The 12,570-nt window shown below is 57.7% G+C and carries 11 protein-coding genes; 7 read left to right on the top strand and 4 right to left on the bottom strand.

Translation table 11 applies throughout. The features are described from left to right. Positions 1–45 precede the first annotated feature (45 nt). From fhuC to fhuB, 3 genes are read left to right on the top strand one after another with little or no spacing between them, the layout of a single operon-like run. Positions 46–843 (top strand): Fe3+-hydroxamate ABC transporter ATP-binding protein FhuC, encoded by a 798-nt coding sequence (fhuC, locus tag D5066_RS11450; protein ID WP_119915998.1) that lies wholly within the window; start codon positions 46–48, stop codon positions 841–843. Continuing rightward, complete coding sequence (fhuD, locus tag D5066_RS11445) at positions 843–1,733, top strand: Fe(3+)-hydroxamate ABC transporter substrate-binding protein FhuD (RefSeq protein ID WP_119915997.1); 891 nt, start codon at positions 843–845, stop codon at positions 1,731–1,733. The genes fhuC and fhuD overlap by 1 nt, the downstream gene beginning before the upstream one ends. Continuing rightward, positions 1,730–3,712, top strand: coding sequence for a Fe(3+)-hydroxamate ABC transporter permease FhuB (gene fhuB, locus D5066_RS11440; protein ID WP_119915996.1), 1,983 nt, complete (start codon positions 1,730–1,732; stop codon positions 3,710–3,712). Before fhuD ends, fhuB begins: the two co-directional genes overlap by 4 nt. 93 nt (positions 3,713–3,805) lie before the next feature. Here fhuB and hemL read toward each other — a convergent pair whose 3' ends face one another. After that, the gene (gene hemL / locus D5066_RS11435; RefSeq protein WP_080328743.1) at positions 3,806–5,086 is read right to left on the bottom strand and encodes a glutamate-1-semialdehyde 2,1-aminomutase; all 1,281 of its coding nucleotides are present in this window, start codon (positions 5,084–5,086) and stop codon (positions 3,806–3,808) included. Positions 5,087–5,263: 177 nt separating this feature from the next. On the opposite strand from hemL, the gene clcA reads away from it, so the two are divergent. Then, positions 5,264–6,664: a H(+)/Cl(-) exchange transporter ClcA gene (gene clcA, locus D5066_RS11430; protein ID WP_119915995.1), complete on the top strand. Its 1,401-nt coding sequence runs from the start codon at positions 5,264–5,266 to the stop codon at positions 6,662–6,664. A 79-nt stretch (positions 6,665–6,743) separates the two neighbouring features. Beyond that, positions 6,744–7,088, top strand: coding sequence for an iron-sulfur cluster insertion protein ErpA (erpA, locus tag D5066_RS11425; protein WP_013095643.1), 345 nt, complete (start codon positions 6,744–6,746; stop codon positions 7,086–7,088). A 71-nt stretch (positions 7,089–7,159) separates the two neighbouring features. On the opposite strand, the gene D5066_RS11420 is transcribed toward erpA, so the two are convergent. From D5066_RS11420 to mtnN, 3 genes are read right to left on the bottom strand one after another with little or no spacing between them, the layout of a single operon-like run. Continuing rightward, positions 7,160–7,783, bottom strand: a complete 624-nt coding sequence (locus D5066_RS11420; RefSeq protein ID WP_080328745.1) for a TRIC cation channel family protein — start codon at positions 7,781–7,783, stop codon at positions 7,160–7,162. Positions 7,784–7,804: 21 nt separating this feature from the next. Next, complete coding sequence (gene btuF / locus D5066_RS11415) at positions 7,805–8,605, bottom strand: vitamin B12 ABC transporter substrate-binding protein BtuF (RefSeq protein ID WP_119915994.1); 801 nt, start codon at positions 8,603–8,605, stop codon at positions 7,805–7,807. After that, positions 8,598–9,296, bottom strand: a complete 699-nt coding sequence (mtnN, locus tag D5066_RS11410) for a 5'-methylthioadenosine/S-adenosylhomocysteine nucleosidase (protein WP_119915993.1) — start codon at positions 9,294–9,296, stop codon at positions 8,598–8,600. The genes btuF and mtnN overlap by 8 nt, the downstream gene beginning before the upstream one ends. A gap of 82 nt (positions 9,297–9,378) precedes the next feature. Between mtnN and dgt the strand changes: the two genes are divergently transcribed. Both dgt and degP read left to right on the top strand, forming a co-directional pair. After that, entirely contained in the window at positions 9,379–10,893 is a 1,515-nt protein-coding gene (gene dgt, locus D5066_RS11405; protein WP_119915992.1) for a dGTPase, read from the top strand. Between the two features lie 131 nt (positions 10,894–11,024). Continuing rightward, a complete protein-coding gene (gene degP, locus D5066_RS11400) occupies positions 11,025–12,461 on the top strand; it encodes a serine endoprotease DegP (RefSeq protein ID WP_080328749.1) in 1,437 nt (478 codons plus the stop codon). Positions 12,462–12,570 lie beyond the last annotated feature (109 nt).

The following is a 12,570-nucleotide window of genomic DNA, read 5'->3' as shown; positions in this document are numbered from 1 at the left end:
TTCGGGCACGGTTCGCCGTGCCCTTTTTTATTTAAGTTGGCTGATATGCAGGATAATCAAACGCAATCCGACACCACCTTTACGCTCAACCATCTCTCCTTTCGCGTACCCGGACGCACCCTGCTGCATCCGCTCTCGCTGACGTTTCCGGCCGGTAAAGTGACGGGCCTGATTGGTCACAACGGCTCCGGTAAATCCACGCTGCTCAAGATGCTGGGACGTCACCAGCCGCCTTCTGAAGGGGACATTCTGCTGGACGATCAGCCGCTGGAGAGCTGGAGCAGTAAAGCTTTCGCGCGGAAAGTGGCCTATCTGCCGCAGCAGCTGCCGCAGGCAGAAGGGATGACGGTGCGTGAGCTGGTGGCGATTGGCCGTTATCCTTGGCACGGGGCGCTTGGGCGCTTCGGCGTCGCCGACCGGGAGAAAGTGGAGGAGGCGATTGCGCTGGTAGGGTTAAAGCCGCTGGCGCACCGTCTGGTGGATAGCCTGTCCGGCGGTGAGCGTCAGCGCGCGTGGATTGCGATGCTGGTGGCACAGGACAGCCGCTGTCTGCTGCTGGATGAACCCACCTCTGCGCTGGATATCGCCCATCAGGTGGACGTGCTGGCGCTGGTGCATCGCTTAAGCCAGCAGCGTGGTCTGACGGTCATTGCGGTCCTGCACGACATCAACATGGCGGCGCGCTATTGCGATTATCTTGTCGCGCTACGCAGTGGCGAAATGATTGCGCAGGGGACACCGCCTGAGCTGATGCGCAGCGAAACGCTGGAACACATTTACGGTATTCCAATGGGGATCTTGCCTCACCCTGCCGGGGCTGCACCGGTGAGCTTCGTGTACTGATGCTGGACAACACTTTTATTAGCCGTCGTCGCCTGCTGGCGGCAATGGCGCTCTCACCGCTGCTGTTTAAAATGACGACGGCACGCGCTGCCGCTATCGATCCCCACCGCATTGTGGCGCTGGAATGGCTGCCGGTCGAGCTGATGATGGCGCTGGGCGTTACGCCGTATGGGGTGGCCGACATCCCTAACTATAACCTCTGGGTGAACGAGCCGAAGCTGCCTGATTCCGTCATCGACATTGGCCTGCGCACGGAGCCAAACCTTGAACTATTGACCCAGATGAAACCGTCATTCCTGTTCTGGTCTGCGGGCTATGGCCCCTCAGAAGAGACCATGGCGCGCATTGCGCCAGGGCGCGGATTCTCGTTCAGCGACGGTAAAAAACCGCTGGCTATGGCAAAAAACTCGATTAACGAGATGGCGCATTTCCTCAACCGTGAGGCAGAGGCCAAAAAACACCTCGACGAATTTGATGCCCTGATCGACGCCCTGAAGCCGCGCTTTGTCAACCGGGGCGATCGTCCGCTGCTGATGGTGACGCTGCTGGATGCCCGCCACATGCTGGTCTTCGGTAAAAACTGCCTGTTTCAGGAAGTGCTGGATAGCTTTGGCATTCGCAACGCCTGGGAAGGGGAGATGACCTTCTGGGGCAGCACCGCCGTGGGTATCGATCGTCTGGCGGCGTTTCGCGATGTCGACGTGCTGTGCTTCGACCACGGCAACGAGCGTGAAATGCAAACCCTGATGGCGACACCGCTCTGGCAGGCGATGCCGTTTGTGCGCGAGAAACGCTTCCTGCGCGCACCCGCCGTATGGTTCTACGGCGCGACGCTGTCGGCCATGCATTTTGCCCGCGTGCTGGATAACGCGCTGGGAGGCAAAGCATGAACACGCGTATTGCTCGTTTCCCGGTACTGCTGCTCTCCCTGCTTTTTCTGGTCGCGCTGGCCTTAACCGGGCTCAATCTCTCGACGGCGTTACCGCGCCCGCAGTGGGGGGCCGCGCTGGCCTCGCCGGACATCGATAATATTCAGCAGATGCTGTTCCACTACAGTCTGCTGCCGCGTCTGGCGATTTCACTGCTGGTCGGGGCCGGTTTAGGCCTGGTAGGTGTGTTGTTCCAGCAGGTATTACGTAACCCGCTGGCGGAGCCGACTACGCTTGGCGTCGCGACCGGTGCGCAGCTTGGCATTACCATCACCACGCTGTGGGCGTTACCCGGGGCGTTAACCTCGCAGTTTGCGGCTCTCGCGGGAGCATGCGTGGTGGGGGCGCTGGTCTTTGGCGTGGCCTGGGGCAAACGCCTTTCTCCGGTAACGCTTATTCTGGCCGGGCTGGTCGTCAGCCTCTACTGTGGCGCGATTAACCAGCTGCTGGTGTTGTTCCATCACGATCAGCTGCAAAGTATGTTCCTGTGGAGTACCGGTACGCTCACCCAGACCGACTGGAGCATTGTGCAGCGCCTGTGGCCTCAGCTGGCGGGCGGTGTGGTGCTGACGCTGCTGCTCCTGCGTCCTCTGACGCTGATGGGGCTGGATGATGGCGTGGCGCGCAACCTGGGGCTGGCGCTGTCGCTGGCTCGTCTGGCGGCGCTCACCCTGGCGATTGTGTTAAGCGCTCTGCTGGTTAACGCGGTTGGCATTATCGGGTTTATCGGCCTCTTTGCGCCGCTGCTGGCGAAAATGCTCGGGGCGCGTCGCCTTCTGGCACGTCTGCTGCTGGCGCCGCTGATCGGGGCGCTGATCCTCTGGCTTTCCGATCAGGTCATTCTCTGGCTGGCGCGCGTCTGGATGGAAGTCTCCACCGGGTCGGCAACGGCGCTTATCGGTGCGCCGCTGCTGCTGTGGTTGCTCCCGCGTTTGCGCAGCATTAGCGCACCGGCGATGGACGCGGGCGATAAGGTCTATGCCGAACGTCAGTCGGTGCTGTGGTTCAGCCTGGCCGGTCTGGCGGTGTTGCTTATCGCCTCGTTCGTGGCACTCTCCTTCGGACGTGATGCCGCAGGCTGGCACTGGGCAACGGGTGATCTGCTCAACGAGCTATTACAGTGGCGCTGGCCGCGTATTCTCTCCGCGCTGATTGCCGGAGTGATGCTGGCGGTAGCGGGGTGCATTATTCAGCGTCTGACCGGCAACCCGATGGCGAGCCCGGAAGTGCTGGGGATCAGCTCCGGCGCGGCCTTTGGCGTGGTGCTGATGCTCTTCCTGGTGCCGGGTAATGCGTTTGGCTGGCTGATGCCTGCCGGGAGCATTGGCGCGGCGGTGACGCTGCTGATTATCCTGATTGCCTCTGGCCGCGGCGGATTTTCTCCGCACCGTATGCTGCTGGCCGGTATGGCGCTCAGCACCGCTTTCACCATGCTGCTGATGATGCTGCAGGCGAGCGGCGATCCGCGCATGGCGAAGATCCTGACCTGGATTTCCGGCTCAACCTACAACGCCACCGCTAGCCAGGTTGTGCATTCCGGGATAGTGATGATGGTACTGCTGGCGATTGTCCCTTTGTGCCGTCGCTGGATGACCATTCTGCCGCTGGGAGGCGAAACCGCGCGTGCGGTTGGCTTAGCGCTGACGCCGACGCGCGTTGCGCTGCTGCTGCTGGCGGCGTGTCTGACGGCAACGGCCACCATGACCATCGGTCCGCTGAGTTTTGTGGGGTTGATGGCGCCGCATATCGCCAGAATGATGGGTTTCCGCCGGACGATGCCGCACATTGTGATGTCGGCCCTGACGGGCGGGGTCATTCTGGTGTTTGCCGACTGGTGTGGAAGGATGGTGCTGTTCCCGTATCAGATCCCGGCGGGTCTGCTGTCGACCTTTATTGGTGCGCCGTACTTTATCTATCTGTTGAGAAAGCAGAGTAGGTAATAAAAGTAAACGGCAATCCCTGGATTGCCGTTTTAGTGTTTGCTCCCTCTCCCTGTGGGAGAGGGCCGGGGTGAGGGCACCAGGCCGCACATCTTAAAGCTTCGCAAACACCTTACGCGCCGCGTCGATGGTGTTATTGATATCTTCTTCGCTGTGCGCCACGGACATAAAGCCCGCTTCGAACGCCGACGGCGCCAGGTACACGCCTTCTTCCAGCATCAGGTGGAAAAAGCGCTTGAAGCGTTCAACGTCGCACTTCACCACGTCCTGATAGCAGGTCACGGTTTTCGCATCGGTGAAGAAAATCCCGAACATGCCGCCCACGTGGTTCACCACCAGCGGAATACCCGCGTCTTCTGCGGCTTCCAGCAGACCGTTTGCCAGCTGCGCGGTGCGGTCAGTCAGGGTTTCATGAATACCCGGCTGCGCCACTTCGGTCAGACAGGCGAAGCCCGCAGCCATGGCGATAGGGTTGCCGGAGAGCGTGCCCGCCTGGTAAACCGGGCCGGTTGGTGCCAGGGCTTCCATCACGTCCTTGCGACCACCGAATGCCCCGACCGGCATGCCGCCGCCGATGATTTTGCCGAGGCAGGTCAGGTCTGGCTCAACCTCATAATAAGACTGAGCGCCCGCCAGCGCCACGCGGAAGCCGGTCATCACTTCGTCGATGATCAGCAGCGCGCCGAACTCATCACACAGGGCGCGCAGGCCCGGCAGGAAGTCTGGCTGCGGTGGGATGCAGTTCATATTGCCCGCAACCGGTTCAACGATGATGCAGGCGATCTCCTGCGGATACTGCTCGAACGCCGCGCGAACGGTGCTCAGATCGTTATAGGTGCAGGTCAGGGTATGTTTAGCGAAATCAGCCGGTACACCCGGCGAGTTTGGTTGGCCGAGCGTCAGCGCGCCGGAACCGGCCTTCACCAGCAGACAGTCTGCGTGACCGTGGTAGCAGCCTTCGAACTTGATGATTTTGTCGCGGCCGGTAAAACCGCGCGCCAGACGGATGGCGCTCATGGTGGCTTCGGTACCGGAGTTCACCATACGCACCATGTCCATGGTCGGCACCAGTTCGGTAACCAGCTCCGCCATTTTCACTTCCATCTCGGTTGGCGCGCCGAAGCTCAGGCCGCGCTGCGCGGCTTCGATGACCGCGTTACGAATGGCCGGGTGGTTGTGACCCAGTACCATCGGCCCCCAGGAACCGACGTAATCGATATAGGCTTTGCCATCGACATCATACAGATACGCGCCGTCAGCACGTTCGATAAACAGCGGCGTGCCGCCCACGCCGGTAAAGGCGCGTACTGGCGAGTTCACGCCACCTGGAATAAGCTCGCGGGCTGCACTGTAGAGGTTTTCAGACTTGCTCATGGCATCGTTCCTGGTTCGTATAAAATGATTAAGCCCACTATTCTAAGTGATCCGCAGAAGGTTATGAAATTTTTAGCCGGGTAATGCTTTAAGATTTGTTAAGTATTTTTCAGACGACGCAGGGAAGGTCTCTGGTAAAATCCTCGCGGCTTTTTGTATGACGAATAAGAACAGGACATGAAATCAGATTCTCCGTCTTTTGAAGAACAACAGTTTACGCGCGCCCGGCACCGAATCAGCATTCGGCGGCTGCTCAATCGCGATAAAACGCCGCTGGCGATCCTGCTGGCCGCTGCGGTGGTGGGTACCCTTGCTGGCCTGGTTGGCGTGGCGTTTGAAAAAGCAGTTAATGCCGTACTCAACTGGCGAGTGGGGACCGTAGCCGGTTTCGCCGAGCGCGAATGGCTGGTCTGGGTGGCAGCATTCGGCCTGTCTGCGCTGTTTGCCATGGTGGGATATTTTCTGGTGCGTAAGTTCGCCCCGGAGGCGGGCGGGTCTGGCATCCCGGAAATCGAAGGTGCGCTGGAGGAGCTGCGTCCGGTGCGCTGGTGGCGGGTGATCCCGGTTAAATTCATTGGCGGTATGGGGACACTTGGCGCGGGAATGGTGCTCGGCAGGGAAGGGCCAACGGTACAGCTCGGGGGAAACGTCGGCCGCATGGTGGGCGATCTGTTTCGGATGCGCAGCGCTGAAGCGCGCCATACGCTGCTGGCCACCGGTGCAGCTGCGGGGCTTTCTGCGGCGTTTAACGCGCCGCTGGCCGGTATTTTGTTCATCATCGAAGAGATGCGCGCGCAGTTCCGCTACAACCTGATCTCCATTAAAGCGGTGTTTACTGGCGTCATTATGTCGAGCATCGTTTTTCGCATCTTCAATGGCGAGGGAGCGGTGATTGAAGTGGGTAAACTGACCAACGCGCCGGTCAACACCCTGTGGCTTTATCTGATCCTCGGCATGATTTTTGGCGTAGTGGGGCCGCTGTTTAACACCTTTATCCTGCGCGCTCAGGATATGTTCCAGCGTATTCACGGCGGGAATACCACGAAATGGGTGCTGATGGGCGGTCTGCTGGGCGGGATGTGCGGTGTGCTCGGCTTTATCGAGCCGAATGCTGCTGGCGGTGGCTTCGGGCTGATCCCCATTGCCGCAGCCGGAAACTTCAGCGTGGGTTTGCTGCTGTTTATGTTTATCTCCCGGGTCATCACGACGGTACTGTGCTTCTCCTCCGGTGCGCCTGGCGGGATTTTTGCCCCAATGCTGGCGCTGGGTACGCTGCTCGGTACCGCGTTTGGTATGGCGGCTGAGGCGGGGTTCCCCGCTTACCATCTGGACGCCGGCACCTTCGCTGTGGCCGGGATGGGGGCGCTGCTGGCCGCATCCCTGCGCGCGCCGTTGACCGGCATCGTGCTGGTGCTGGAGATGACGGACAATTACCAGCTCATTTTGCCAATGATCATTACCTGTCTCGGGGCGACACTATTAGCCCAATTCCTGGGTGGAAAACCGCTATACTCCACTATCCTCGCGCGAACCCTGGCAAAACAAGAGGCGGAGCGGGCCGCCGCGCAGAATACTTGAATGAATTACCAGGGTATTAGATAATGACGAAAAGAATTGGGTGAATTTTACCCAATAGCAGTATTCATGGGAGCATAAGATGAGTGATGACGTAGCGTTGCCGCTGGAGTTTACCGAAGCAGCAGCCAACAAAGTGAAAACCCTGATTGCCGACGAAGACAATCCGGATCTGAAACTGCGTGTCTATATTACCGGTGGCGGCTGCAGCGGCTTCCAGTACGGTTTTACCTTTGACGATCAGGTTAACGACGGCGATATGACTATTGAGAAACAGGGCGTCGCGCTGGTGGTTGACCCGATGAGCCTGCAATATCTGGTGGGCGGTTCGGTGGATTACACCGAAGGTCTGGAAGGTTCGCGCTTTGTGGTGACCAACCCGAACGCAACAAGCACCTGCGGGTGTGGTTCGTCGTTCAGTATTTAAGAGGGGGTGGGCTGATGCCCTCATCCCGACAAAACGCTAAAAACGGTAACCTGGTGGTTACCGTTTTGCATTTACCTGCCATTCTCATCCAGCGCAAACGTCGGCAGCTTCAGGTGCCAGCGTATCGCCGCTAAACGTATCACCAGCGTCACGACCATACCCAGCATGGCCGCATTTTCCAGCGGAACCGCAAAGGTGTAGTACGCCGTAGCGTGAACGATCCCGCCAATTATGCAGGCAGTGGCATAGATTTCAGTCCGCAGGATCATCGGCACTTCACGCGCCAGGATATCGCGAATGATCCCGCCGCCAACGCCGGTCAATACGCCCATGCAGATCGCTACCATCGGGCCGGTACCCGCATTAAACGCCTTATTGACGCCAATACCGACAAACACGGCGAGACCGACGGCATCCAGCACTGGCAATATCCATTTTGGCAGTCTGCGAGGCTGGCGAACCAGCACGATGGTCAACAGACAGGTCACCATCGCCACCACCAGATCGGTGGGATCTTTCACCCAAAATACCGGGCCATTTGCCAGCGCCATGTCGCGAATTGTCCCGCCGCCAACGGCGGTCACCACGCCCAACACCAGCACGCCAAACGGATCCATGCGTAGTTTTCCGGCGAGCAGGACGCCGGAGATAGCAAAAACGGCTGTACCAAGAATATCCAGCCAATAAACGAGCATCGTTAAATCCTCGAACGTATGTTAATGACCCTCTGCCAGGGCGGCACAGAGCTGTTTTGCGGCGAGGATAATACGCGGGCTGGCGCGTTCAAACCAGTCGCCGTTGAGCGGGATCACCGGAATTTTTAGCTGGCTTTGCCAGAATTGTTCAATTTTAGGAATTTCGCTCGCACTTCCGACCACGACGATGGCCTGCGGCTGGCGCGCCAGAACCTGCTCGCGGCTCACCTGAGGCCACGGCACCCGACTGGCAGCAAAGATATTTTCTCCGCCGCACACTTCCAGGACCTGATTCTGAATGGAGCCTTTACCGGTGGTGAATAGCGGCTGGCTGCCAAACTGCAGGAAGATGCGCTTTTTAACAGGGGTATCGTATCGGGCTTTCAGCGCGGCGTAGTCACTGAGCATCTGCTTCGCCGCAGCCTCGGCCTTTTTCGGCGTGGGGCTATAAGGTGCCAGGGCGCGCAGCGCCTGAGCGACCTGCTCAATGCTTACGGCGTCAACCCACATGACCTTGATGCCAAGCGAGGTAAGCTGGTTGACCTGCCGCTCGGCGTTACCGCCGCGCCAGGCCAGCACGAGATCCGGTTTAAGCGCCACGATGCGCTCAAGATTCATCCCTTGCCAGGTTGCTACTTGCTCAATGTCGGCCGCCTGCGGGGGGGAATCCGAAAAGCTGCTGACGCCAACGGGGGTGATCCCGGCGGCAAACGCCAATTCGGTATTCGCGGGGGAGAGAGTAATCACACGCGGCGCGGCGAACAGCCACGCCGGTGCGAGGAGGAGCAGGGCGACCAGCGCCCTGAGGGACTGTTTAGCCACGTGCCAGGTTCTGCACCAGGCGTTCCACCATCACAGTGGACTGTTTTGCCGCAACGACCAGGAACTCATCAAAGCTGATGTGAGACTGCTGGTCTGCCACATCAGAGATGGCGCGCACCACCACGAACGGTACGCTGAAGTTATGGCAAACGTGCGCAATTGCGGTGGCTTCCATCTCAACAGCGACGGCCTGCGGGAAGTTATGACGGATTTTCGCCAGACCGACGGAACCATTGATGAACGCATCACCGCTGACAATCAGGCCGCGTACCGCGTTGAGATTGAGCTCAGCAATGCAGGTTTCAGCCGCGGCAATCAGTTTATCGTCAGCTTTGAACCCTGCCGGGCAGCCGGGAAGCTGGCCGTACTCGTAACCGAACGCGGTGACGTCGGCGTCGTGGTAGCGCGCTTCGTCGGAGACAACGATATCGCCCACTTTCAGCGTCGGCGCCAGGCCGCCCGCAGAGCCGGTATTAACGATCACGTCCGGCTTGCAGCGTTCAAGCAGCAGGGTCGCACCCAGCGCAGCAGCCACTTTACCGATGCCTGATTTTAGCAGAGCCACGTCAACACCGTTCAGCTGGCCGGTGTAGATCTCACAACCACCCAGAGAGAGGGTCTGACGGTTCTCAATTTTGTCACGCAGCAGCGTAACTTCTTCTTCCATTGCACCAATAATGCCGATTTTCATAGATTTACTCGCGATGTGCCTTGTTAAGATGCATAGTCTATCATGCGGTTAAGGGGAAACGCATTCTCACGCGGGGGAGCACATGTCACCAATCGATTTTCGTACCAAAATTAACTGGCACCGTCGTTTCCGTTCGCCGCAGGGCGAAAAGAGCGAACATGAGATCCTGCGTATCTTCGAAAGCGATCGCGGCAGGATCATTAACTCGCCCGCCATCCGGCGTTTACAGCAAAAGACCCAGGTGTTCCCGCTGGAGCGTAACGCCGCGGTGCGCACACGCTTAACCCACTCCATGGAAGTCCAGCAGGTCGGGCGTTATATCGCCAAAGAGATTTTAAGCCGCCTTAAAGAGCAACGTTTACTGGAAACCTATGGCCTGGATGAGCTGACGGGCCCTTTTGAGAGCATCGTTGAGATGGCTTGCCTGATGCACGACATTGGCAACCCGCCTTTTGGCCATTTCGGCGAGGCGGCTATCAATGACTGGTTTAAGCAGCGGCTTTATCCGTCGGATGCGGTAAGCCAGCCCCTCAGTGATGACCGCTGCATCGTGCGCGATTTACGCCTGCGCGAAGGTGAAGAGGGGCTGAACGATCTGCGCCGCAAAGTGCGCCAGGATCTCTGTCACTTTGAGGGCAACGCGCAGGGGATCCGGCTGGTGCATTCCCTGATGCGCATGAACCTGACCTGGGCGCAGGTCGGCTGCATTCTGAAATATACCCGCCCCGCATGGTGGATGGGGGAGACGCCTGCCTCCCACAGTTATTTAATGAAAAAGCCGGGCTATTACCTTTCTGAAGAGGCCTATATTGAACGGCTGCGTAAAGAACTTTCCCTGACGCCAAACGGCCGCTTCCCTTTGACGTGGATTATGGAAGCCGCTGACGATATTTCCTATTGCGTGGCCGACCTGGAAGATGCCGTTGAGAAAAGAATATTCAGCGTTGAGGAGCTTTATCAGCATCTTTATGCGGCATGGGGACACCACGAAAAAGGCTCGCTGTTTGCCCAGGTTGTCGAAAATGCCTGGGAAAAATCGCGCTCAAATACGTTAAGCCGCAGTACGGAAGATCAGTTCTTTATGTATTTGCGGGTCAATACATTAAATAAACTGGTGCCGTATGCCGCCTCGCGCTTTATTGATAATTTGCCGCTGATCTTCAGCGGGGAATTCAATCATGCGCTGCTGGAAGACGACAGCAGCTTCAGCCAGCTTCTTGAACTTTATAAGCATGTGGCGATGCGGCATGTGTTCAGCCATCCTGACGTTGAACAGCTGGAACTGCAGGGATACCGGGTAATCAGTGGGTTACTGGAGATTTATTCTCCCTTGCTCAACCTGACGACGGACGACTTCAGTGAGCTGGTGGAAAAAGAGCGCGTGCGGCGAATTCCTATCGAATCCCGGCTTTACCAGAAACTCTCTACCCGTCATCGGCTGGCGTATGTCGAAGCGATTGGCAAACTGGATCGGCAATCACTCCAGTGGCCGGTGATGGAATATTATTATCGCTGCCGTCTAATCCAGGACTATATCAGCGGCATGACCGATTTGTATGCCTGGGATGAATACCGCAAGCTCATGGCCGTGGAATAATTCCAGAGTTTTGTAAAGACGACCAATAAATTTTTACCTTTTCCATAAACTTATGGCCGGAACTAAGCGGTATAAAATGAATCTGAGTTACACAGCAATTTTGCGTTACCTGTAAATCGAGATTGAGAAACATGAAAAAAACCACATTAGCAATGAGTGCACTGGCTCTGAGTTTAGGTTTAGCGCTGTCTCCTCTGACTGCTACTGCAGCCGAGACCGCGTCGTCGGCAGCAACCGCGCAGCAGATGCCAAGCCTGGCACCGATGCTCGAAAAAGTGATGCCATCGGTGGTGAGTATTAACGTTGAAGGTAGCACGACCGTCAATACGCCGCGTATGCCGCGTAACTTCCAGCAGTTCTTTGGTGATAATTCACCGTTCTGCCAGGACGGTTCGCCATTCCAGAGTTCCCCGTTCTGTCAGGGCGGTGGTGCCGGGGATGACAGCCAGGGCGGCGGCCAACAGCAGAAATTCATGGCGCTTGGTTCAGGGGTGATTATTGATGCGGCGAAAGGCTACGTCGTGACCAACAACCACGTTGTTGATAACGCGAACAGCATTAAGGTTCAGCTGAGCGATGGCCGTAAGTTCGACGCCAAAGTGGTGGGTAAAGACCCACGCTCCGACATCGCGCTGATCCAGATTCAGGATCCGAAAAACCTGACGGCGATTAAAATTGCCGACTCCGATGCGCTGCGCGTGGGTGATTACACCGTCGCTATCGGTAACCCGTTCGGTCTGGGCGAAACCGTGACCTCCGGTATCGTCTCTGCGCTGGGCCGTAGCGGCCTGAATGCGGAAAACTATGAAAACTTCATCCAGACGGATGCGGCCATTAACCGCGGTAACTCTGGCGGTGCGCTGGTGAACCTGAACGGCGAGCTGATCGGTATCAACACCGCAATCCTGGCACCGGACGGCGGCAACATCGGTATCGGCTTTGCTATCCCGAGCAACATGGTGAAAAACCTGACTGCTCAGATGGTGCAGTACGGCCAGGTGAAACGCGGTGAGCTGGGTATTATGGGGACCGAGCTGAACTCCGAGCTGGCAAAAGCAATGAAGGTGGATGCGCAGCGCGGTGCGTTCGTCAGCCAGGTTATGCCGAACTCCTCAGCGGCGAAAGCAGGCATTAAAGCGGGGGATGTGATCACCTCCCTGAACGGTAAGCCGATCAGCAGCTTTGCTGCCCTGCGCGCGGAAGTGGGTTCTATGCCGATTGGCAGCAAAGTGACCCTCGGCCTGCTGCGTGACGGTAAACCGGTTAACGTGAGCCTGGAACTGCAGCAGAGCAGCCAGAATCAGGTGGATTCCAGCACTATCTTCAGCGGTATTGAAGGGGCTGAGATGAGCAACAAGGGCCAGGACAAAGGCGTGGTGGTGAACAACGTGAAGGCGAACAGCCCGGCTGCCCGTATCGGCCTGAAAAAAGGTGATGTGATCATGGGGGCTAACCAACAGCCGGTGAAAAACATCGCTGAACTGCGCAAAATTCTCGACAGCAAACCGTCCGTGCTGGCACTGAATATCCAGCGTGGTGACACCTCAATCTACCTGTTGATGCAGTAATCCTCTTAAGCCCCTGTACGCAGGGGCTTTCTCGTTTCTGTGACCCCTACCGCAACTCCATACTTCCCCTTATCACTTTGTGCATTCGCACAATGCAGTCGTTGCTGAA

The organism is Enterobacter chuandaensis, from assembly GCF_003594915.1.
Taxonomy (GTDB): Bacteria; Pseudomonadota; Gammaproteobacteria; order Enterobacterales; family Enterobacteriaceae; genus Enterobacter; species Enterobacter chuandaensis.
The sequence above is the reverse complement of the archived record's forward strand: the minus strand, read 5'-3'. Positions and strand labels throughout refer to the sequence as shown.

What these genes read in the sequence shown, in the direction of transcription:
- fhuC (WP_119915998.1), top strand. Translation starts at nt 46, where the DNA reads ATGCAGGATAATCAAACGCAATCCGACACCACCTTTACGCTCAACCAT.
- fhuD (WP_119915997.1), top strand. Translation starts at nt 843, where the DNA reads ATGCTGGACAACACTTTTATTAGCCGTCGTCGCCTGCTGGCGGCAATG.
- fhuB (WP_119915996.1), top strand. Translation starts at nt 1,730, where the DNA reads ATGAACACGCGTATTGCTCGTTTCCCGGTACTGCTGCTCTCCCTGCTT.
- hemL (WP_080328743.1), bottom strand. Translation starts at nt 5,086, where the DNA reads ATGAGCAAGTCTGAAAACCTCTACAGTGCAGCCCGCGAGCTTATTCCA.
- clcA (WP_119915995.1), top strand. Translation starts at nt 5,264, where the DNA reads ATGAAATCAGATTCTCCGTCTTTTGAAGAACAACAGTTTACGCGCGCC.
- erpA (WP_013095643.1), top strand. Translation starts at nt 6,744, where the DNA reads ATGAGTGATGACGTAGCGTTGCCGCTGGAGTTTACCGAAGCAGCAGCC.
- D5066_RS11420 (WP_080328745.1), bottom strand. Translation starts at nt 7,783, where the DNA reads ATGCTCGTTTATTGGCTGGATATTCTTGGTACAGCCGTTTTTGCTATC.
- mtnN (WP_119915993.1), bottom strand. Translation starts at nt 9,296, where the DNA reads ATGAAAATCGGCATTATTGGTGCAATGGAAGAAGAAGTTACGCTGCTG.
- dgt (WP_119915992.1), top strand. Translation starts at nt 9,379, where the DNA reads ATGTCACCAATCGATTTTCGTACCAAAATTAACTGGCACCGTCGTTTC.
- degP (WP_080328749.1), top strand. Translation starts at nt 11,025, where the DNA reads ATGAAAAAAACCACATTAGCAATGAGTGCACTGGCTCTGAGTTTAGGT.